The sequence below is a fragment of the Spirulina subsalsa PCC 9445 genome, from assembly GCF_000314005.1.
Taxonomy (GTDB): Bacteria; Cyanobacteriota; Cyanobacteriia; order Cyanobacteriales; family Spirulinaceae; genus Spirulina_A; species Spirulina_A subsalsa.
In genome coordinates, this window is the sequence record NZ_JH980292.1 from 1,255,339 (window position 1) to 1,277,371 (window position 22,033).

Here is a 22,033-nt window from a genome sequence, read left to right on the forward strand (position 1 = left end):
CATAGGCGTGTTATTCAGCAGACCCTATGTGGTGGTGAATAGCAAACATCAAAGGGTTGAGATATTTCGGCGAAAACGCACCCATTGGCAGTATGAAATCTATTTACGCTTTACTGAAGCGGGCTGCTGAGGTACAGGTTTCGTGAATTTCTACGGCGTGTAAACCTTGTAAACCTGCGGCTTCGAGCCGTTCATAAACCCATTGTGCGATCGCCTCACTGGTGGGACTCTCTAATCCCGTTGTCTCGTTGAGGTAGTGATGATCTAAAAATTCCTCAAGGAGGGGCTTGAGATAGGCCTTGAGATCCCCAAAATCCTGAATCATGCCTTGTTTTGCCCCCTCTCGAATCAGGCGATCGCCTTTTACATACACTCGTCCCACCCAACTATGACCATGGAGACGGCGACACTTCCCGTCATGGTAGGGCAAACGATGGGCGGCTTCAAAGCGAAATTCTTTATAAATAATCCACTGCTGACCGTTGGACATGAAAAACCTTAAAGAACTCCTAAAAACTTATGAGTTTGTAGACTAATCCGCCAGTCGGGATGGGCTAGTACATAATCAAACACTAACTTTTGACTACTGGGGGAATTCCATTCCGGTTGGAGGTATTTCGTGGCAAATTCCCCCACCTTCTCCCCTTGCAACTCCGCCCATTCTAAATCTGCGCGATCGCACACCACCACCTTTAACTCATCCACCCGTTTATAAATACTCTCATGGGGCGGTTTAAACCGTTTCGGAGAAAACGTCACCCAATCAAAACAACCACTAAAGGGATGAGCGCCCGACGTTTCCAGATGGAGGCACAATCCCGCACCGTGCAGCGCCTCAGTGAGGGGATGGAGATCATGGAGTAACGGTTCCCCCCCCGTAATTACCACCATAGAAGGATTAACCCCCTTTGCCGCCTCTAGAAGCCTTTTTAGGGACTCTTGGGGGTGATGATTCATCGGCCAGGACTCTTTCGTATCACACCAAGAACAGCCCACATCACACCCCCCCAAACGAATAAAAAAGGCATTAGTCCCCGCCCAAGTCCCCTCCCCTTGAACGGAATGGAACATCTCCACCACCGGGTAGGTGATGGACGTGAGAACATTGGGAGAGAGTGAGGAAATTTCAACAGTCATTACTGTAAGGGAACGGGGAACGGGGAACGGGGAATCGGGAATCGGGAATCGGGAGTCGGGAGTCGGGAGTCGGGAGTCGGGAGTCGGGAATGGGGAATGGGGAATAGGGAGTCGGGAGTCGGGAGTCGGGAATGGGGAATGGGGAATAGGGAGTCGGGAGTCGGGAGTCGGGAGTCGGGAGTCGGGAGTCGGGGAAGAGGTAAGAGGGAATAATTATCAATTCTCCCCGGCTCCCCCTCTCCCCTGTTCCCCGTTCCCTAGCCCAGTTATTCCGTTTTTGGGGCAATAAACACCTTATAGAACAGGAAAACCACCCCAGCGAGAACTGCCAGAGCAATCAGAGAACTAACCAATTTTAAAACCGTATTGAGTAGCGATAAAACAATCCCCCCAATAATCACTAATCCTAAAATTTTTCCCGCCGGAGGAAGGTCATTAAACCATAGCTTAAACCGTTCAAAAACGGGTTTTAGTTCCTTTAAGCCCGCCTGAGCATTAAATGACGACTCAGATTCTGTACCGAAAGGAGTAGATTGGGACGGAGGCTGAACTTCTGTTTCAAGTTCTTGGAGTCTGCGCTTTAGGTTTGGATCATCTTGAAAAGTCATAAGCCAAATTCGGTAAAGGTGAGAAGCCCTAGTGCTAGGAGATCAAAGGTAATATCCTGTGTTTTGCCGGATCCCATCGGCATCAAGTAGCAACACATTTTAGCAATTCTAGCGCAGGGATTGGAAAAATACCGGATTTTTCTTCGGGATCGCGCAAAAGTTCGGCCGTAATAACGAGGAACTTTTTAAATCAATGTGAGATCATTAAAGGGTAGAGATCAATTTCGCGATCAATAATGGTCAATTCCGGCGAAATATAGCCGATTTTCAGGAAAAAACAGGGACCTGTGATCGGATTGATTTGACCATGCTAGAATATCGAAGCGGTTATGACAGAAACCCTAGGGTAGGGTAAAAATCAGTAGATTTTCTGGGAGTTTCTCTTAGGTTACGCCAGTTTCTCCCGGGTTTCAGCGTTTAAGCCCAAACTGCCCTGTTTTGTCAACAGGAGAGTTTGTCAAAAATCGATTAGTCTAGAATCGATGTTTACTCAAATTCATCATTGCCATCTCATTTAGGAGCAAGTGAATGATGTCACGAAAAACTTGGACTCGTCTTGTGTTGTCTACCACGGTGACGACTGGGTTATATCTAGGGGGTGCTATGAGTGTGAAAGCGGATCCCATTGCGATCGCACCAAATTCAACCTATCAAACCCTATTATCAGGTCGTTCCGGGGGCGACATCAAAACCGCCGACTGTGGTTTTGTTTCCAGAACCCCCAATCATACCATCCGTTTAGACAATTCCATTGATTCCATGACCATCGGGGTGGAAACAGATCAAGGAAGACCTACTTTGCTCATTGACGGTCCCGATGGTCGTTTTTGTGTGCAGGCCCGTCAAAACAAAATTGCCGAGATTACCGGACTCTGGCCTTCAGGGACTTATTTAATCCGGGTAGGAGATTTAGAAGGAAAACGTGCGAACTATACATTAAACATTAATCAGTAATTCTAGGGTGGATGATAGCGCAATCTTAACAACTCAGAACTATCCCCTTTAGCTCCCCATTCAATGGGCAATCCCCCGTTATAATCTTTATAATGGGGGGTTTCCTGTCTCTGAACGAACCAACGGCTTCTCTCTCACTTTTCTAAGCGCACTACATACCATTGAAGATATTGCCCCGGTGCAATGTCCCACTCGCAAGCGGTTTCAAGGAGATGGCGGGCTTGGGCTTGGGGGGAGGGGAATTTTTTGAGGTAGGGGGGGAGGTCGGTTTGTTGTTCGAGCAGGGTTTGCAGTTTGGCTAATAGTTCGGCCTCACAGAGGAATTGTTCCGGCTGGTCGGGTTCAAGCACCACATAACCATCCTCTTGGTACATAATAGAATTCGCCATTTTTGGGTTTTTCCCCTTATTTTGTCTCGTTTTCCACCACTTTAACTTATGTCTAACGCTTTTCTCTCTCTCAACTATGAACCCGCTTTAGAACAACTGGGTGAGGATTATTATGATGTGGTGACGGCGGCGGATTTTCCTGAACACCGTCTGCGCTTCCGCAATGACCAACTTTTACCGATTTTGGGCTTAAGTCCCCAAGGGGTGGGGGATGATGATTTTATTGAGGCCTTTGGGCTGTTTATGGGGGCGCGTCCTTTTTTGGCCTTGCGCTATCACGGATATCAGTTTGGGGAGTATAACCCCTATTTGGGCGATGGTCGGGGTTTTCTCTATGGACAGGTGCGAGGGGTGGATGGGGAGTTATATGATTTCGGAACGAAGGGCTCCGGGAGAACGCCCTATTCTCGCAATGCGGACGGACGGTTAACCTTAAAGGGCGGGGTGCGGGAGGTGTTGGCGGCGGAAGCGCTGCATCAGTTGGGGGTGAAAACGTCGCGCTGTTTGAGCTTGATTGAGACGGGGGAGGCGCTCTGGCGAGGGGATGAACCTTCTCCTACTCGGTCTTCGGTGATGGTGCGTTTTAGCCGCTCTCATTTGCGCTTTGGCACCTTTGAACGGCTGCATTTTTTACAACGACCGGATTTAATGGGGCGGCTGTTGGATCATTTAATCGCGGTCTATTATCCCGAGATTCCGGGGGATAAATCCCCTCAAGATCGTTACGCGCTCTGTTATGGGGCTTTGGTGCGACGGACGGCGGAGTTGGTGGCGCAGTGGATGGCGGCGGGGTTCTGTCATGGGGTGTTGAATACGGATAATATGTCCATGACGGGGGAAAGTTTTGATTATGGCCCCTATGGGTTTATTCCTAGTTATGACCCCTATTTTACGGCGGCCTATTTTGACTATGGGCGACGCTATTGTTATGGCAATCAACCGGGGATTTGTCACTTGAATCTGGAAAAGTTGCAGGTTCCCCTTAAGTTGGTGGTGAGTCGGGAGGAGTTGGAGGCGGCTTTAGGGGAGTTTGATGGGGTGTATTTTGCCGCCTATCGTCGGTTGATGTTGGGTAAGTTGGGGTTTGAGGAGGGAATGCTTCCCGAGGAGATGGGGCGGGAGTTGGTGAGTTTGACCCTGCAACGGTTGGGGGAAACGGAGATTGGCTATCATGGCTTTTTTGCGGAGTTGGCCCAACAGTTTGGCCTGCGCTGGCGAGAGGATTGGTTAAAGGTGTTTGGGCGTTCTTCTTTTCCGGTGGAGGGCTGGGATGGTTGGCGTAAGTTGTATTATCAGGCGTTGAATGAGTTGCCGGAGGGGGAAATGATGGGGGTGAAGGGGAGATTAGGCGATCGCAATCCTAAAACCGCCCTCCTCCGTCCAGTGATTGAGGAGGTTTGGGAGGCGATCGCCCAAGATGACAACTGGGAGCCCTTTTATGGGCTATTAGAAACCCTCTGGGCTAAAGGATAATGCTCCAACAACCGTAAAGCCATCTGTCGATGTTTCTCCACTAACTCCGGTGGTGTCAGCACCTGAACCTTATCAGCGTAGCGTTGAACCCAAATACTAAACTCATCGAGCGATCGCCTTGGTAACACCACCCCATAATCTAAATAGTCCTGTCCCTTCCCTCGCCCCCGTTGCAGCGTCTGGCGGGGGTGGCGTAATTCCCCCTCCTGTATAAACTCACTAATGGGGGGAAAAAAGCGCACAGCCACCTCCACCTCCTCCCCCTTCCCCTGTAACTCCGCCTGTTGTTCCTCCAGACTCCCCAACTTCAACCCCCAACCCCGCTCCAACAAACAATAAGCCTGTTCTAAACTCAACCACTGGGCATCAATCCCCCGGCCTTTGGGAATCAACACCCGGCAATAATCCCCATAGCGATTCATCCGCCCCACCACTAACTGATTATTGGCACAGCGTTCATAGAGCAAATACCAGGCCGTATCCCGATACATTAACTGAAGGGGCCAGACCAAATCCGTCCCTAACGCCTTCTCCCCATACCAATCCACCGAGCGAGAAATTTCCACCGGGAGCCCTTCCAGAATCACCTCCTCCAACAACGGCACACAATGAAAGAGGGTGTCCCGATACTGTTGTTTTTTGTACATTTCATCGGGGTCCGTGTAATTAATCGCCCGGTTGATATTTTGCCGCACGGGATAGGGTTGATTTTTGCTCCCTTGAGCGGGAAAAGGAAACCCCCGCAGTCGTTGTAAAATCTGTTCATACATCCGGCGAATTTGCGGATCTCCCTGATACTTACCTTGGGACTCCAAACTATTGAGCGCCGCTTGCAGTTCCCGCACCGTCATCACCCCAGTTCCCAAATAGTAGCCCCAGCGATACATTCGCGGCTCTAAAATGCCGTAGTCTCGCAAGCGTTCCAAATCCTTCCGCAAGGTTCCCAAGGCCGGGTAGCGCTCGGACCAATCATAGCCATGTTCCCGTGCCACCCGTTGCATTTGGGTTTGTAACTCAGCCAGCGCATTGTGTTGTCCTTGGGCTCCGGTGCGAGTCGCGAGGGGCTGGGGGCAACCCACCCCCGGAACACGGATTAAGGTGACAATTAACACCATAAGGCGCTCAAAGGATTTGCGATCGCTATAAGGATGAGATTGAGAAGGGCGGGGCATAGTTGGGGAATAGGGAACGGGGAACAGGGAACAGGGAGTAGGGAGTAGGGAGTAGGGAGTAGGGAGTAGGGGGTAGGGAGTAGGGAATAGGGAACGGGGAACAGGGAACAGGGAATAGGGAGTAGGGAGTAGGGAATAGGGAGTAGGGAGTAGGCACTAATGGACTACTCTCTCATATTTCCCCCCCTTCCAAAGGGGGGTTAGGGGGGATAATATTTCCCCCCCTTCCAAAGGGGGGTTAGGGGGGATAATATTTCCCCCCCCTTCCAAGGGGGGGTTAGGGGGGATAATATTCCCCCCCCTTCCAAAGGGGGGTTAGGGGGGATAATATTTCCCCCCCTTCCAAAGGGGGGTTAGGGGGGATAATATTTCCCCCCCTTCCAAAGGGGGGTTAGGGGGGATAGTATTTCCCCCCCTTCCAAAGGGGGGTTAGGGGGGATAATATTTCCCACTCCAGCAAAAAGCCACTACTTTAAACTCCCCCATTAAACCCCCTTTACCCCTTACCCATCAAGCTTTTTAGCCATTTCTTAATTAATCGCAAAATAGCGGCAAAATCGAGACAAACCCCCATCCCCTCAGCTAGAGTAAAACGAATAGAGCTATCAAGGAATTAGCCTCATGTACATCTCCACCAGAGCCGCCCTTGTCCGGAGTACCGTCGCCGCCGCCGCCAACGGAGCCATCACCCTCGCCCTCCTGCTCATTGCCCCCCTCGGATTAGCCGCCGTCATCACCAACACCGTCCTCATCACCCTCTCCACCCTTCTGGTTTGTATGGGCGGAGATTTGGTCGTCGCTTGGTTAAGCGGTACCGTTCCCCCCTCCCCCTTACCCCGAGGTTCCAGCGCCCCCCTCAACCCCCACCACCGGGAGGATGTTCACGACATCCGGCGTTATTAGGAACAATGCCGGGGTTTACCTGAACAACGACAAGTTACACAGGCATTGTGCGGCTTTGCCCCTTGGAATGGAGGCAGAGCCTCCAAGATGGCGTTACTTAGCTCCAGCCAAGTAACGAGGGTGAGGGTGAACTTCAGAAACCGGGTTTTTAACAGAGTTTGGAGGGACTACCACCAGATAAACCCAACCCGGTTTCGTCCGAGGGTTCAGCGTCAGAATCCAACCCACCACTCCCCATTCCCCATTCCCTATTCCCCATTCCCTAATCATGTCCTCCCTCTACGTCTCCCAACAAGGTTGTTATATCGCCCTCCAGCAAGAACAATTGCTGGTGAAACGCCATAACGAAATCCTCACACAGGTTCAACTCCCCCACCTAGAGCAAGTCCTCATTTTCGGCAAATCCCAAGTCACCACCCAAGCCATCCGCGCTTGTTTATGGCGCAATATCCCCATTGTCTACCTCTCCCGCATGGGTTACTGTTACGGCCGCATTATCGCCATTGAGCGGGGATATCGCGCCCTCACTCGCTATCAACAAGAACTAAGCCTTGGGGAGCGTCTCGGTGTTGCCCAAAATATTGTCCTAGCCAAGTTAAACAACAGTCGCACCCTGTTAATGCGGCAAAAACGCCGTCATCCTTCCCCCTGCCTGACTTTAGCCATTGAAAGTCTCGATTATTTGCAACAACAAGTAAAACAGGCTGACTCCCAAGACCGATTATTAGGCTTTGAAGGAGCGGGGGCGGCGAGTTATTTTGCCGCCTTGGGGGACTGTCTCCGCAATCCGGATTTTGTCTTTACCGCTCGTTCCCGTCGGCCTCCGGGTAATCCGGTGAATGCCTTGCTCAGTTTTGGTTATCAGGTCTTGTGGAATCATCTTTTAGCCCTGATTGAGGTACAGGGCCTTGACCCCTATCAGGCCTGTTTACACAGCAGCAGTGAACGTCATGCTGCCCTTGCCAGTGATTTAATTGAGGAGTTTCGCGCCCCTTTGGTGGATTCGTTGGTGTTGGAGTTGGTGAATGGTCGAGTGTTGAAGTTAGAACATTTTGACTATCGCAATGGGGGGTGTTTTTTAAATGAGCTAGGCCGGAAGAAGTATTTACAGGGGTTTGTCCAACGAATGGAGGAACAAGTTCAGATTGGAGCCGAGTCTAAGCTGCGCTGGGAGACTCTAATGGAGCAGGTCAAGGGGTTTAAAGCTTTTGTGTATAACCCCAGTGGGGGATATTCCCCTTATCTGATTCGCTGATGTTGTATGTCATCGCCTATGATATCCCGGTGGATAAACGCCGTAAGAAGGTGGCGGACTTGTTGGAGGGTTACGGCCAGCGTGTTCAGTATTCTGTGTTTGAGTGTGTGTTAGATAGTCGTCGTTATGAGGAGTTACGGAATCGGTTACGTCGTCACTACTGTGAGGGAGAGGATAGCATCCGTTTTTATCCGCTCTCGCAGCACACTTTGGGACAGGTGGAGGTGTGGGGGGAACCGCCTGTTACAGGTTTGCCGAGTTCGGTCATTGTTTGAGGATGGGGGGGTTTATCGAACAGTCGGGCAAAGTGCCTCAAACCCGCATTCTTTCGTCGGACTGTTCGATAGTCCACAGGGCAAGGGTTTCAGCCATTTTTTCGGAGGAAATTTCCCTAAAGTTTTGTCAATTTTTGCTAGTGTTCGCAAATGGGGTCTAGACATCAGGCAGGGCAAGGGGTTAAAATGGGGGGGGTTCCTCTTTAATGGGGGACTAAATTGAATGGAAACTTTGACTGGATGACAGAAGCCTGGGGCGAAGTGATTGCGGTTCCTCTTTAATGGGGGACTAAATTGAATGGAAACTGAGAGGTTGCGTATAAGAGTTTGGCCAGGGTGGTGAAGTTCCTCTTTAATGGGGGACTAAATTGAATGGAAACTGTTGTCACCCCCGCTGAAGTTCGAGAAGGTTCCTTTATAGTTCCTCTTTAATGGGGGACTAAATTGAATGGAAACGGAAGACGTTTGCAAGGAAGGACCGACGGCCTTGTATGGTTCCTCTTTAATGGGGGACTAAATTGAATGGAAACGAAAAAGCAAACAAAGCAGGAAAACAGGATTTGGTTGAGTTCCTCTTTAATGGGGGACTAAATTGAATGGAAACAAAATCAATGGATTTGGCAGGATTTTAACTTAACCCTTTAGTTCCTCTTTAATGGGGGACTAAATTGAATGGAAACTACATTTTGAACTGCAAGAACCAGACGGAACACCAGTGTTCCTCTTTAATGGGGGACTAAATTGAATGGAAACATCACTGGAATTGCCTGCTGTAGCAAATCCCATACCTCGTTCCTCTTTAATGGGGGACTAAATTGAATGGAAACTTTCAAATCGTTGATGACTGTCTAGGCCCAACTTGTTTGTTCCTCTTTAATGGGGGACTAAATTGAATGGAAACAGCCATCTAATCGCCCGCATTGATGCGGCGCAAAAAGAGGTTCCTCTTTAATGGGGGACTAAATTGAATGGAAACTGTCTTTTTGGCCGGTGTCTTTTTGGCCGTTGTCTTTTTGTTCCTCTTTAATGGGGGACTAAATTGAATGGAAACCCATAGAAGATGTTGCTGCTATAACAAAAAAACTGGGTTCCTCTTTAATGGGGGACTAAATTGAATGGAAACTTCGTGAGTAGAGGTGGAACCTCCTTCCTCCTTCAAAGTTCCTCTTTAATGGGGGACTAAATTGAATGGAAACATCTTCCCACATATCGCACGCTTGACCACGTTTCGGGAGTTCCTCTTTAATGGGGGACTAAATTGAATGGAAACCATCTGCTCTGGGTTAAGCAGTGTTTCCGTTTCTGTTTGTTCCTCTTTAATGGGGGACTAAATTGAATGGAAACAGCAAATTCTCCTGACGCAAGAGTTTGTTCAGATCCGTTCCTCTTTAATGGGGGACTAAATTGAATGGAAACCAAAATCTGGCCAAAACTATCAAAAACCTCCGAAGGAGTTCCTCTTTAATGGGGGACTAAATTGAATGGAAACCGATTTCTTCCTTGTCCAAAACCGTTTCCTCGAAAGAAACGGTGTTCCTCTTTAATGGGGGACTAAATTGAATGGAAACTTCTATTCCGGTGATTGTGTAATCAGAAATCGTGATTTCGTTCCTCTTTAATGGGGGACTAAATTGAATGGAAACAGTGAGGATGTCTGCGATCCAGTATTCGTGTTGAACAAGGTTCCTCTTTAATGGGGGACTAAATTGAATGGAAACCTTTTTTAGCGATTGCCACTTCCTCCTCTCGCTCCCAGGTTCCTCTTTAATGGGGGACTAAATTGAATGGAAACCCACCCACGGGGGACTGTCTCCCTCATCCCTGCAAGGTTCCTCTTTAATGGGGGACTAAATTGAATGGAAACGAAAAATAGGATAAGCTAAAGGTAGCCCGTCAAGGCTGAAGTTCCTCTTTAATGGGGGACTAAATTGAATGGAAACACCCGGTGGACAGTCCCCTCCTGTGGGGCGATCGCGAAAAGTTCCTCTTTAATGGGGGACTAAATTGAATGGAAACACGCATAGTTTTGATAATGTGGCTGCGAATTTCTCGTTCCTCTTTAATGGGGGACTAAATTGAATGGAAACGAATCCATTGGATTCCATATGCCTGAGAGATAGTTAAGTTCCTCTTTAATGGGGGACTAAATTGAATGGAAACCCCAGTAGGTACCGCTACGAGAGCATAGTGCTCCTTGACCGTGTAGGTCATCTGCGTCATTTCTTCAGCAGTTGCGGCACTGCCTTCAACGGGTGCAGTGGAGCCCACGAGCTTTTTCCACATATTGCTATCGATGGTGTTTTTTTCTTCATCGTAGCTGTTAGTGATGAGCTCTAGGACTTCATGGAGCTTTAGAGGTTTTTGTTTCAGCCCTTTCTTTTGGCTGACGTCAGCGAAGAAATCAAGTAGATCAGGATTCTTCTTCCATTCCCCAAACAGGGTGTTCCTCTTTAATGGGGGACTAAATTGAATGGAAACACTGGTTCAGGAGTTGTGGAGTCTGACCAATGTTGCAGTTCCTCTTTAATGGGGGACTAAATTGAATGGAAACCTGATCTCTATCTCTAAAAAGCACTCTTTTAGGATTAAGTTCCTCTTTAATGGGGGACTAAATTGAATGGAAACAATCCAAACTATCGCTTGGATCTCGAACACCAAAGAGTTCCTCTTTAATGGGGGACTAAATTGAATGGAAACACCTCATAGCACTCTTTACGTACTTTATACGGAACTTGGTTCCTCTTTAATGGGGGACTAAATTGAATGGAAACTTAGGGTTTTGAAAATCTATGTTCTGAAAATCCATGTTCCTCTTTAATGGGGGACTAAATTGAATGGAAACAAAGGAAAAGGGGGTGATTATTTTCACCCCCTTTTCCCTATTGAATTTTTGTTTTCATAATGGCCACCAGTAGTCAAAACTATGGCAGTGGTTCAGCCATTGCTGTAGCACTCAAACGCCTCAGTTTTGGTATTCATGAACAATACGGAATCATCACCAGATGAACCACCCTCTCCCCCCCCCCTTCCTGAAACCGTAACTCCCCCCACCCCCAAAACATCATTCTAAGCGCAACCCAACAGCGAACAAATGACCCACACCAGAGCGACCCCTCCCAAACCCCAAAAAAGAAACTATTTAAAACAGTCCCTCTTAATCCACCCAAACCCCTATAAAAAAAGCTATCCAGCCCCTCCAAAAAACATTCATAAATCCCGTCTTTTTTGAGACATTCCCCCCTTCCCTAGACTATAGTAGAAAAACAGCCGATACCAATTGAGAACATGGGAACTCAACAACCACTCACCAAAATTCAGGGGACACTCGGAACAAGCGTCGGATCCCTAATAGTTCCCAGATGGGGAACCATTACCCTCGAACTCCAAGGACATCTCCTGTATAGCCAACAAGAAAGTATTTTTGCCCTAGAAAGTACAAAATCCTATACAGTCCTCAGCAAAATAGATAGCGTCGAAATCGTTTCTGGACGCATTTGGTGGTTATTATGGCTCGGCCTAATTACATCGTTCTTATTGTTGGGTATTCTTTTCATCATCGCCTTTTTCCTCATTAAACAAGAATGGTTACTCATTGTATCCGGCCGCACTACCTACGTCCTCTTTTTCCGACGCAATAACCGCCAAAATATCCAACAATTTGCCCAAAACCTACTCACCCAAATCCGCATCAATTCCGCTCCCCGCACCCAACCCAACCCCAAGAATTTATCCCCCAAAAAAGTATAAACCCCATCCACCCTAAAAATTATTGCCGTTTCTAAAAAAATGTAAACTCCCTTAAATATTTATGAACCATCCTGTCCCCATTCCAGCTAAATCTAAAGACAATATGGACAAAAATCTAAACCGTTTCCTTCCCCTGCTACCATGCAGAAATGACCAAAAGATCAATACAGAATAAAACGGATTAAGTAACGATTCGCCCTGTGTAGCTAGGCGTAGATAAGTGTAGGTTGGGTAAAGCACCAGCGCAACCCAACCCATAAAACCTATTCTCCTGACCCACCATTCAGGACATAGGCCGCCTTTATCACCCTACCCCCCTGCACACAGAGCCACAAATCAACCCTTTTTGCATATTCCTAAAATTTGTGAATCGATTTCGTTAACCCATTATCTTTCATCATGTTTCTGTTATTAAGGAGTATTGATTTATGTCTGAAGTCTATTGGCAAGCAAAAATCTGGGGACTTCTCCACGACCCCATCTTAAAAGGCTTGCACAACAACACCGGACGGGGAGACAATAGCTTCTGGTTAGACCTTGAAGCTATGGCAGACTGGAAAGAAAATAACTGGAACCCTGAAGCAAAATCCGGCAAAATTTTTAAACACCTCAAAAACGCCGATTTCATCACCTCAGCCAGTGACCGGGGAGCCATTGCCAACCTGACCACCTCAGTAAATTATGATAAGGAAAAGGGCATTGAAATTAGCCATCTCCTTTCCGGCGAAAAGCAATTTCTCCGACTCCCTGACACCCACCACCAAGAACTCACAAACAACCGCAAAAACTACCTCCAAAGCAAAGAACAAGAATTACGAAATAAGATCCCCAGCGACATTAGAAACGACCCCAAACGGCTTTTCTGGTGGCTGTGGCGCTGTTTACCCGAAGAAACCTGTAAACTCTTCGATGATGAATCTCTGCTCTTAATGCCCGCAGAAACCCGTTTTCCAGACGCTTCCATCTGGAGTCACGCCACCTTAACCTCCGCCTTAGCTGGGTCATTCATCGGCTATGATGCCACCTCCGAAATACTAGCTAAGAATTGGCCCGCCAACGCACCCCTTCCCCATGCCTACCTAACCATTTTCAGCTTTTCCCCCGTCCAAGAATTAATCAAAGCCAGTCGAAAAATGCGCGACTTTTGGGCTGGGTCTTGGCTCCTCCATTACCTCTCCGCTAGAGTGTGCTGGATACTCGCCCAAAAATACGGCCCCGACTGCTTCCTTTACCCCAGTTTGTTTCAACAACCCCTCATCGACCACTGGATTAGAGAAGAATTCGGAGACTGGGTAAATCCCCCCTCAGAACGTCGCCTATTAACCGCCGGATTCCCCAACGTTTTGTTATTAATTCTCCCGAAAGAAAAAGTCGCCGATGCCATGCAGATGGCACAACAAACCCTAGTCGAAGAATGGCAAAAAGTCTCCCATCTCGTCTTTGAACACCTAGAACAACGTCACTGGACTGGAGAACTCCGAGAAACTGACCCCACCTGGCAGGGATGGCTAAAAGCCCAATGGCAAACCTACTGGTCGGCGGTTCCCATTGGTAGAGAAGGAGAAGAACTCAAAAGTAGTGAAATTTATCAAGAAGACAGCCCAAAAGTTGAGGCAGAAAAGTTAGAAAATGATAAGATGTGGTGCGAAATCCAAAACGCCACCTATGGACTCTCAGAGAAAGAAAAACTGTTTTTAGAAGAAGAATTAAACTTTCTGCGCGCTACAGGCAAACTGCGGAAAGCAGAACAAGGGAGAAATCCCTGTGGTGCGAATATCGGCTCTTGGTGGGCTGCCATTTTTGACCAAACTCGCTTTAGTCTTGCGGCCATTAAAAACGCCCGCAGTTGGGACATTCCCACCGCCTTTGGACCCCGTTCCACCATTTCCGGTTTAGGCCCAGTAGTCTATCCCCAACAAGAGAAAAAACGGAATAAAAATAATCAACATAAAAATAATCAACTAACGGACTGGGTAACAGAAGGAGAAACCCCTAAGCAGTGGAAAAGAGATGCTGGATTATTTGACGGAATTGAGGAACTAAACGCCACCGAAACCGTTAAACGATGCCTCCAGAATATTTTACCCCAACTGTTAAAGCTAGAAGGCCAAAAAATTGGGGCTTCCTACCCCGACTTAACGGCGGGAGTGGCAGGGTATCTCAAACAGGCAACACCGGAACAAATTGACCATTTTCACGGGACTTGTCAAGCACTGAGCAACAAAATCCTCAAAGATAATCGCAGAATTTCTGATGCGGTTACTCAAGACTGGGGGATTCCTTGGATTGACGAAGAAAACCCCAAAAATATTGCTTACCATCCCCGCTTTTTAAATGCAGGTTGGCTGGTAGAAGAGTTAGCACTTTCTAAAGATGAAGAGCAAAAACTTTCTGCTGAGGAAATCCAATCCAACCGCCGTGAATTCCAAAGGTATCGCGCTGAATTACAACAGGAAATTGATAAAAATTACCCCAACAATAACCCCGCCAACTGGTATGTTATTGTAGCCGGAGATGGGGACGGGATGAGTGAATGGCTGAAGGGTAAAAAAATGAGGTCTTATGGGGAGTATTTCCCCACCGCTTTGGATGTGCCGGATTCCGTCAAAGAAGAGTTTAAAGAATTCAAAGGACTTGACAAACGCATGGGACCTTCTACCCACAGCGCCCTGAGTCGGGCATTACTAGATTTTTCTAATCAACTGTTACCCTATCTCACAGAACAACGCTATGCGGGGCGCTTAATTTATGGCGGGGGGGATGATGTTTTAGCCTATACTAATCTCTGGGAGTGGGATGATTGGCTGTGGGATGTGCGACAGTGTTTTAAGGGAGGTGAAGACCCTAAAGGAGAGTTTGAGGAAAAGGGCAATTATTGGCAGATGACAGAGCCTAAAAAGGGCTTCCCCAATCGTCCTTTATTCACAATGGGAGAAGATGCGACGATTAGTTTTGGGGTGGTGATGGCTCATCATAGTGTGCCGTTGGCTATTGCCTTAGAAAACCTCTGGGAGGCGGAAAGTGAGGCGAAAGATCATGTTTATGAACAGTCGGGGAAAGAAATTAAAAAAGACGCGGTACAGGTGCGGGTACTTTACGGCAACGGGAACATATTAAAGGCTACGAGTAAGTTTAAGACTTTTGACCTTTGGCGTGGTTTATTAGACCTTGGTTTAGAACCTGCTTTATTTGAGGGTGTGGCGCAGTTGTGGGAACAACATCCTATTCCGAAAGAGACGGCGATTAAACCGTGGGTGCAGGCTTTTGTCTCTCGTCGGGAAGTGTTTAAGGGGGATAAGCGCAAACGGGAGAATTTCACAGCACAATTAGCGCAGTTTTTGCGAGAAATTTGGTTAGCTACAGACCCTAAAGATTTAGAACAGGAGGTGAAAAACTGGTTCAAGTTAGCCGCTTTTGTCGTCAGAAATCGTGAGATTGAATAACCTCATTTTGTCGGTTGGGTGAAGCGACAGCGAAACCCAACAAGTCACGATAATTGAAGCGGCAAATTATGATCAACTTGGAGAATATGTACTCATGAGTGTTACAATTCCAGACGATATTCTAAGCGCATCTGGTTTATCGGAAAAAGAACTTAAACTAGAAATTGCGATTTTACTGTTTCAACAAGACAAAATAAGTATTGGTAAGGCCAGAAAATTAGCCGAATTGAATGTATTAGAATTTCAGGCAGAACTGGCTAAACGAAATATTTGTATTCACTATGATCTGGAGGAATTTGAGCAAGATTTAAAAACGTTACGACAACTGGGACGAATTCAGTGAGATGTTGGTAATCAGTGATACTTCTACCATTACAAACTTAGCTGCAATTCAGATGCTTCATCTACTCAAAATTCTCTATGAAGAAATTATCATTCCTCAAGCCGTATATGAAGAAATGGTCAATCTTCCCTATTCCGTTCCTGGTGCTAATGAATTACAAAATTCGTCTTGGATTAAAGCTAAATCGGTTTTGGATAAACAACCCGTGATGAATTTGGAAAATGAGCTAGATAGAGGAGAAGCTGAGGCAATTATCTTAGCATTAGAGTTGAATGCTGATTTATTATTGTTAGATGAACGAAAAGGTCGAAAAGTAGCCCTAAAGTTGGGATTTGATAAAATCACTGGCTTGTTAGGAGTACTGATTGAAGCAAAGTCTCAAGGCTTAATCAGCCAAATACAACCCATTATGGATCAGTTGATTTCTGAACAAAATTTTCGGATTAGCGAAGCGTTGTATAAACAAGTGCTGGAGATATCCAATGAATAACAATTTAGGCAATCTTTGGTCAAATGTCCACAAAAAAGACTGGGCGTATGCAATGGATTCCGACTTAAAATCATGAATTTTTGGATTTTTTTCTGAATGAAAAACCTTCTCAATTGTTGCGATTCAATGAACAGGAACTTACAATAATGTACTGGTATATTCTGACCCCTCTTGATGTTCTCTTATTCCGCGATGCCAAGCCCTTCACGCCGGGTGAACGGGCTTGGGCGGGGGGGATCTTTCCTCCTCACGGACACACCCTTGCTGGGGCTTTACGGGGGGTTTTAGACAGCAAGGATCTAAAGATGCGGGGGCCGTTTTTGTGTTATGAGAAGGAGTTATATTTTCCCCGGCCGTTGAGTTATTTTAAGGATGAGCGTTTAATTCCGGTGCCGTGGTTAAAGGAAACTGATCCAGAACATCCGACTCAGTTTATGCTGTGGGATGAGAGTCTCCCGGCTCCTTTGGTACAGCGCGAGAAGAAGGACTCAAACCCTAAAAAGTCGGATGAGCGGCTTTATTTATCGAGTCAGGTTGTGCTGAAAATCCTCAACAATGAGCCACTGAAGGAGGAGGATTGGCAGCTTAGGGATGGGGAGGAGAAACCTTGGAAGGTGGAGTCACGTTCCCATAATGCGATCGCACCTGGAACCCGACAAGTGAAAGATGCCGACGGTTACTTTGTGGAAAATGCTGTGCGTCTTCAGCCCGGATGGAGTTTAGCCATTGCTTTAGAGCAGAAAATTCCCCACACTCCCACAACATTACAACTGGGGGGAGAAGGTCATCGGGTGTTGGTAGAAGCTTGTGATGGGTTGGGGAAACAGTGGGAGGAGATTCAAAAGATTTCTAAGCGGAATTTTGATTGGGGGAAAAGGGCGATCGCCTATCTCATCACCCCCGGCGTTTTTGAACACCCCAAAAAGTTCCGCCAAAGCAAGCTACAAGCGCGCTGTCGGCCTTGGCCGTGGGAGTGGGAACTCAAAGAAAACGGCACACCCAACGGAGGCCCCCTAGTGAGTGTAGCCACAGATCGGGCGGTTCCCATCAGTGGCCGAATTCGCGACAAAGACCAGAAAAGCATTCCCGCCCCCCAAGTCTTCGCCGCCCCTCCGGGGAGTTGTTACTACCTCGAACGCCCCCAGAGTTTGTTTCAAGACAACCCTAACGCCCAACGTTGGCAGAATCTGGGCTATTCCGAATTGCTTTGGATGGCTTATAAGAAAAACAATTAAGCCATTCATGCCGTGAGATTTGTTATTAATTTTTTACAGAGGATAAACACAAATGACTGATTTTCGTGTTGGCTACTTATACAGTCTTGCTCCTATTCACTGTGGAGGAGAGGGGGATTTAGGCAATATTTTAGAAATTGCCCGTGAAGTTCATACCGATTTCCCTTATGTGCCGGGTTCTTCCTTACGGGGAGGATTGCGGAACGAAGTCCAACAATTGGATGAAAGGGTCGCTAATATTCTCTTTGGTAAAGAATTAGATGATGATGGACAAATGGGGGTTCATCAGGTGTGGTTTGGAGATGCCCGTTTACTGTGGGTTCCCATGCGCACTATGTCCAGTCAAGCTGGGGATGTTTTTACGTGGGTTAGTTGTCATACTCTTATCCGTGACCATGCCCTTTTAGCGGGCAATTCCCCGGTTCTTTTTCCCTCGGAACCTGTGGGAACAAAAACCGGACGCTATGAAGTAGCAGACGCTCAAATTCAAGTTGCAGCAATGAATGACGAGCAGAAACAAGCCATTAATTTAGCGGGAAATTGGCCACCTGCCTTGAGTAGTGCGGTTCAACCGACTTGGAATAATAATCGCTTAATTTTGCCCGACAACGATTTTCAAGTATTAATGGAACATTCCCTCTGGACTCAGATCCGCAACAAAATTCAAGAAGATGATACCGGGGCAGGAACGGCAGGTTCTGCGGAGGTTTTTTGGACAGATATTTGCATCCCAAGAGACACAATTCTCTATTATCCGTGGGGCTATCGTTTGCTGAAAGATACAACCTTAGAAACAAAACATCACGATCTTTTAATGGATGTTCTCACCGGATTAATTCAAGTGGGAGGACAAGCTAATGTAGGGCGAGGATGGGCGCATAGTTGGGTTACTAATGCCGCTTCTCCTGTGGCAAATACTCAAGCAACAGCTACTGTCGGAGGTTAATTATGGCGAAGGGGAATAAAAACAAAAAATCTGCTAAAGATGCCGGGAATAAACCACAATCTCAGCCTAAGTCTGGACAAAATTCTGCACCTGTTCCTTCAGTCTCTAATTCTACTGAATTATCAACAGTCCAAGCCCCGACGAATCCTCCTGCGGCATTGAAGAGTAAACCGACTATGAAAGTTCAACCGGAACAAACCAGTTTACTCGCTCATAGTCATATTCAGGCCTATTTGAAAACGCATAATCAAAGTAAATTGACGAAAAATGATGTAACGGCCGTTTTGCGATTATCCCAACATTTGCGAGTGTTTGGCTTACTTTCTGCGGTGGGTTATGTCAATCAATCCAATGAACAAAGGGGAGAGGTTCGGGAGCGTACTGTTCCGGTTTGGGAGTCTCTTTTAGGTCAATTTATGACACAAACAAACCCGAACCGAGCGGAATTAATGCGGCAAGTAACCCAACTGGCACAGAACAACGCTCCTGAATATATAGCCCAATGGCGTAAAGTCCTAACCTTATCCAAACATTGGAACTTTTGGGCAAGAGCTTATGCAGAAAAGGAGACTAAATAATGTATAGTGGGACGAGATTAGTAGACCTGCTTAAACAACAACATCAAACCCGCCACCCCGGTTTATTTAAGTCAGGGACATTCACGGTTAAATGGCGGGCAAAAGTTGGCTCATTTCCCCATCCTGATGTTGAAACAATTGTTTCGGCAGGTGAACCTTGTGGCAGTTGGAAAACGGGGCAAGATAAAGAATGGCGACCCGAAGATAAACGCAATGTTGCAGAAAATTGTCAACAATTATATCAGTTACCTTTGAATGGGTATATTCCGGGGTCTTGTATCCGGGGAATTGTGCGGGAGTGGGCAAAAAAACGCCCTGAAATTAAGCCCAGAATGCTGGAGTTATTGGGGTATCAAACCGATGACAAAATTTATTCAGGTAAAATTGAATTTTTAGATGCTTGGCCTAAAGAACCTGAACCCTTAACTTTAGATATTGTTAACCCCCAAGAAACCTTCCAAGTTTTCCACCAAGATCAATCTACTCCCTTATCTTTATATACCCTTGGAGATGGAGAAGATCCAATTCCTGTTACAGTTGCCATTCGTGGAATTCCCAGTAAAAAAGCCACTCCTGAAGAGGTCGATGAGGTGTGGGGATGGGTGCAACAAGCTTTGACTTTGTATGGGGTAGGAAGTCGCACCGCTTCGGGATATGGTGCGATAAAATCGAGAGATCCCAATGCACCTAAAGCAGAACCGGATCCAAACTGTAAAACTAAGGTATTGACGTTTAAATTGTATAGTCAAGGGTGTTATGGGGTTGATTCTCAAGATCCTGTTTTACGCCCTTCTCATTGGCGGGGGTGGATGCGGTCTTGGATGCTGCGGTTTTTGTTGGGGGTGATGTCACCAGAAAATGCGAAGAAAACCCTAGGGGAGTTATTCGGAGTTCTCGAACCAGAGGGACAAAAGGGCTGTGTGCGGATAGAGTTAGTCAAGGGCAGAACTTGGGGGGAAAAATCGACAAAAGTTCCTTATTTTTACACTTGGAAAGGACAACTTAAAGTGACTGCCCCTCAAGAGGTTCTCAATACTATTATTTGGCCTGTGCTGAAGTTTGCGGCAATGGTGGGAGGTGTTGGACGGGGATGGCGTAGACCTTTGCATATTTTTAGAACCGATAGAGGTTATGAAGCAGCTAGGGGGAGTCATGTTGTGCTAACTCATAAGGTTAGGGGTGAAACTAAAGGGTTTGGAATGGCTTTGAAACCTGAACAGTGGGTCAGTGTTTATCAAAAATGGTCTGAGGCAGTGCAGCAAAAATGGGCTGAACGATTTAGACCAAATCAAAATCCAGAGGCTGAGGTTTTTTCTCCTTGGAGTTGCGCGGTTTATTTGGTGCCTGAACCTGTGGAAGATCCTTTAAATCAGGCTGAGATGGACTGGGAATTTACAACTCCCCAGGAGACTCGTGGTGAGGGGGTTAACTTGATTTACCAGCCCACCTACAAGCGCAAGTCAGATGTCGGGGGTGATGCGGCAGGAGGGGGCAATTCTCACTGTTCCTGGGTGAGTATTAAGCGGGTTACGATTCGCAATCCACAAGCAGATACGGACTGTAAAGAGGTGGTTTGCCTGTTTATGGGAGGACAAACACCGAATACTGGGCATTTGCGATCGCGATTTCTCCAAGATTTAGCCAGAATTCAAGGTGCAGTGCGTCTTTTCGGAGTTCGTCCCCATTAATCGGCTTAAAATGAGATTGAGGCGTTTTCTCTTGACTGAACTATACAACAAAAACTCTAGGCGCTTAAACTTATTATTCATTTTCACTGAGGATTAAAACAAATGAGTGCATTAGTTTATCTCTATTTACTCTCTCCCTTACATACCGGAGGAACAACCCAAGAGGGCAATTTATTAGGCATTGCTCGCGAGTCTCACACCAATTTTCCCTATATTCCATCCAGTACCATCCGGGGGAAAATTCGCTCCAGTGAATCAGATCAAACCAAGCGATATTTTCTGTTTGGCAATGAGTTAAACGACGGAAAAACATCAGATGGTAGTGAAAATTTAACTCAAGGGAAAATTTGGATCGGAGATGGTTCAATTCTCTGGTTGCCCATTGCTTCCCTCAGTCATGGGGTGGTGTGGATTAGTTCCCCCTTATTGCTCAGTCGTTGGGCAAAATGGCACAACCCCAGGGCTAAAATTCCGGCGGAATATAGCTGTAACTTTAAGCAAAACAACACCAATGTTTACTTAAAAGATGCCTTATTGAAAGCCCAAAATTTAGTAGATTTTCCCAACTGGAAAGAATTCGTTCCTCAAAGTTCAGAAGCCAAAGGAATTGAGCGGGTGATTGTCTTACCGGATCGTCACTGTGCTACTTTAATTCAAATGGGACTTTGGCGACAGGTGAAAATCAAACTAGATGACAGTAAAACAGTGAAAGATGGTAGTTTCCGCTATGAGGAAGCGATTCCTCCCGATACTTTAATGTACTTCCCTTGGGGAACAACGGCTCAAAGTAATGGTTCCAGTGCGAATGCAGAACAGGATTTTAAACAACTGCTTCAGCGTAGCGACATCATCCAAATCGGAGGACAGGAAAGCCTCGGACGCGGTTTTGTTCAACAATGGCTCAATAATTAAAAGAGGGAGAAGACACGATGAACACCTTTGATCCACGCACGATCAGCAAACCCGTTTGTGAAGCTTTGCAGAATTTGCGATCGCAACCCAATCAAGACGATAGCCGTTTGAAAGAACAGAAAAACCAAGCCGTTGAACTTTACACCTATTTATCAACTTGGGGAATGATGCGACTGAAAGCTGAAGAAAGAGCTTTAAGTCAAGAAGGCAAGAAACAAGTTGTCAAAAAGTTTTTTGAATGTTTGCAAGTTTTATCTGGTGTACAACCTTTGGCTGGAGATCAAGGTTTAAAAACCATTAAAGACCTTAGTTCAGATGATTACCTCGGACTCACAGGATTAGGCTTAGAACTAGCCAACGAGTTTAGTTTCTGGGCTAACGCCATTTATTACGATATCACAGGAGACGCATAATTTTGTGTCGTTATCCAATAGCAAAACAGTTAGCAAAGTAACCCCCTAACTATTACCTGCTGATCAATTTTT

At 46.7% G+C, this 22,033-nt stretch carries 21 protein-coding genes and 2 CRISPR repeat arrays; of the genes, 16 read left to right on the forward strand and 5 right to left on the reverse strand.

The window, feature by feature from the left end:
* Positions 1-103: 103 nt before the first annotated feature.
* Together queD and SPI9445_RS0105925 are read right to left on the reverse strand one after the other, a co-directional pair.
* Positions 104-490 (reverse strand): 6-carboxytetrahydropterin synthase QueD, encoded by a 387-nt coding sequence (gene queD, locus SPI9445_RS0105920; RefSeq protein ID WP_017303815.1) that lies wholly within the window; start codon positions 488-490, stop codon positions 104-106.
* Between the two features lie 8 nt (positions 491-498).
* Positions 499-1,071 carry a 7-carboxy-7-deazaguanine synthase QueE gene (locus SPI9445_RS0105925; RefSeq protein ID WP_017303816.1) on the reverse strand — a complete coding sequence of 191 codons (573 nt, stop codon included), beginning with the start codon at positions 1,069-1,071 and terminating at the stop codon, positions 499-501.
* Between the two features lie 19 nt (positions 1,072-1,090).
* Between SPI9445_RS0105925 and SPI9445_RS30350 the strand changes: the two genes are divergently transcribed.
* The gene (locus tag SPI9445_RS30350; protein WP_164674472.1) at positions 1,091-1,426 is read left to right on the forward strand and encodes a hypothetical protein; all 336 of its coding nucleotides are present in this window, start codon (positions 1,091-1,093) and stop codon (positions 1,424-1,426) included.
* Here the strand turns inward: SPI9445_RS30350 and SPI9445_RS0105935 are convergent.
* Complete coding sequence (locus SPI9445_RS0105935) at positions 1,404-1,745, reverse strand: hypothetical protein (RefSeq protein WP_017303818.1); 342 nt, start codon at positions 1,743-1,745, stop codon at positions 1,404-1,406. The two genes, SPI9445_RS30350 and SPI9445_RS0105935, sit on opposite strands and share 23 nt — an antisense overlap.
* A gap of 528 nt (positions 1,746-2,273) precedes the next feature.
* Here SPI9445_RS0105935 and SPI9445_RS0105940 point away from each other — a divergent pair.
* A complete protein-coding gene (locus SPI9445_RS0105940) occupies positions 2,274-2,699 on the forward strand; it encodes a hypothetical protein (protein WP_164674473.1) in 426 nt (141 codons plus the stop codon).
* Positions 2,700-2,833: 134 nt separating this feature from the next.
* Here the strand turns inward: SPI9445_RS0105940 and SPI9445_RS0105945 are convergent, their stop codons facing one another.
* Positions 2,834-3,088: a CRR7 family NDH-1 assembly protein gene (locus SPI9445_RS0105945; protein ID WP_017303820.1), complete on the reverse strand. Its 255-nt coding sequence runs from the start codon at positions 3,086-3,088 to the stop codon at positions 2,834-2,836.
* A 48-nt stretch (positions 3,089-3,136) separates the two neighbouring features.
* On the opposite strand from SPI9445_RS0105945, the gene SPI9445_RS0105950 reads away from it, so the two are divergent.
* A complete protein-coding gene (locus SPI9445_RS0105950; protein WP_017303821.1) occupies positions 3,137-4,561 on the forward strand; it encodes a protein adenylyltransferase SelO in 1,425 nt (474 codons plus the stop codon).
* Here the strand turns inward: SPI9445_RS0105950 and SPI9445_RS0105955 are convergent.
* A complete protein-coding gene (locus SPI9445_RS0105955) occupies positions 4,525-5,733 on the reverse strand; it encodes a helix-turn-helix transcriptional regulator (RefSeq protein WP_033373974.1) in 1,209 nt (402 codons plus the stop codon). The two genes, SPI9445_RS0105950 and SPI9445_RS0105955, sit on opposite strands and share 37 nt — an antisense overlap.
* Before the next feature lie 621 nt (positions 5,734-6,354).
* On the opposite strand from SPI9445_RS0105955, the gene csx18 reads away from it, so the two are divergent.
* From csx18 to SPI9445_RS0106050, 13 genes are all read left to right on the forward strand, one after another.
* A complete protein-coding gene (gene csx18, locus SPI9445_RS0105970; RefSeq protein ID WP_017303825.1) occupies positions 6,355-6,636 on the forward strand; it encodes a CRISPR-associated protein Csx18 in 282 nt (93 codons plus the stop codon).
* Between the two features lie 268 nt (positions 6,637-6,904).
* The gene (gene cas1 / locus SPI9445_RS0105980; RefSeq protein WP_017303827.1) at positions 6,905-7,891 is read left to right on the forward strand and encodes a CRISPR-associated endonuclease Cas1; all 987 of its coding nucleotides are present in this window, start codon (positions 6,905-6,907) and stop codon (positions 7,889-7,891) included.
* Positions 7,888-8,166, forward strand: coding sequence for a CRISPR-associated endonuclease Cas2 (gene cas2, locus SPI9445_RS0105985; protein WP_026079564.1), 279 nt, complete (start codon positions 7,888-7,890; stop codon positions 8,164-8,166). The genes cas1 and cas2 overlap by 4 nt, the downstream gene beginning before the upstream one ends.
* A gap of 195 nt (positions 8,167-8,361) precedes the next feature.
* Positions 8,362-10,327: direct repeats of the CRISPR family, unit length 36 nt; unit sequence GTTCCTCTTTAATGGGGGACTAAATTGAATGGAAAC.
* Positions 10,328-10,608: 281 nt separating this feature from the next.
* Positions 10,609-11,008: direct repeats of the CRISPR family, unit length 36 nt; unit sequence GTTCCTCTTTAATGGGGGACTAAATTGAATGGAAAC.
* A 443-nt stretch (positions 11,009-11,451) separates the two neighbouring features.
* Positions 11,452-11,913 carry a hypothetical protein gene (locus SPI9445_RS0106005; RefSeq protein WP_017303831.1) on the forward strand — a complete coding sequence of 154 codons (462 nt, stop codon included), beginning with the start codon at positions 11,452-11,454 and terminating at the stop codon, positions 11,911-11,913.
* A gap of 428 nt (positions 11,914-12,341) precedes the next feature.
* Complete coding sequence (gene cas10, locus SPI9445_RS0106010) at positions 12,342-15,356, forward strand: type III-B CRISPR-associated protein Cas10/Cmr2 (RefSeq protein WP_017303832.1); 3,015 nt, start codon at positions 12,342-12,344, stop codon at positions 15,354-15,356.
* A 94-nt stretch (positions 15,357-15,450) separates the two neighbouring features.
* Positions 15,451-15,699: a UPF0175 family protein gene (locus SPI9445_RS0106015; RefSeq protein ID WP_017303833.1), complete on the forward strand. Its 249-nt coding sequence runs from the start codon at positions 15,451-15,453 to the stop codon at positions 15,697-15,699.
* Between the two features lies 1 nt (position 15,700).
* Positions 15,701-16,189 (forward strand): PIN domain-containing protein, encoded by a 489-nt coding sequence (locus tag SPI9445_RS0106020; RefSeq protein WP_017303834.1) that lies wholly within the window; start codon positions 15,701-15,703, stop codon positions 16,187-16,189.
* Between the two features lie 146 nt (positions 16,190-16,335).
* Entirely contained in the window at positions 16,336-17,424 is a 1,089-nt protein-coding gene (locus SPI9445_RS0106025) for a type III-B CRISPR module-associated Cmr3 family protein (protein WP_017303835.1), read from the forward strand.
* A gap of 52 nt (positions 17,425-17,476) precedes the next feature.
* Positions 17,477-18,370 (forward strand): RAMP superfamily CRISPR-associated protein, encoded by an 894-nt coding sequence (locus SPI9445_RS0106030; RefSeq protein ID WP_017303836.1) that lies wholly within the window; start codon positions 17,477-17,479, stop codon positions 18,368-18,370.
* A 2-nt stretch (positions 18,371-18,372) separates the two neighbouring features.
* On the forward strand, positions 18,373-18,948 hold the full coding sequence (locus SPI9445_RS0106035; RefSeq protein ID WP_026079566.1) for a hypothetical protein: 576 nt from the start codon (positions 18,373-18,375) through the stop codon (positions 18,946-18,948).
* The gene (locus SPI9445_RS0106040; protein ID WP_017303838.1) at positions 18,948-20,636 is read left to right on the forward strand and encodes an RAMP superfamily CRISPR-associated protein; all 1,689 of its coding nucleotides are present in this window, start codon (positions 18,948-18,950) and stop codon (positions 20,634-20,636) included. Before SPI9445_RS0106035 ends, SPI9445_RS0106040 begins: the two co-directional genes overlap by 1 nt.
* A 102-nt stretch (positions 20,637-20,738) precedes the next feature.
* Positions 20,739-21,548 carry a type III-B CRISPR module RAMP protein Cmr4 gene (cmr4, locus tag SPI9445_RS0106045; protein WP_017303839.1) on the forward strand — a complete coding sequence of 270 codons (810 nt, stop codon included), beginning with the start codon at positions 20,739-20,741 and terminating at the stop codon, positions 21,546-21,548.
* 17 nt (positions 21,549-21,565) lie between these two features.
* Complete coding sequence (locus SPI9445_RS0106050; protein WP_017303840.1) at positions 21,566-21,961, forward strand: hypothetical protein; 396 nt, start codon at positions 21,566-21,568, stop codon at positions 21,959-21,961.
* The last annotated feature ends 72 nt before the right edge of the window (positions 21,962-22,033 follow it).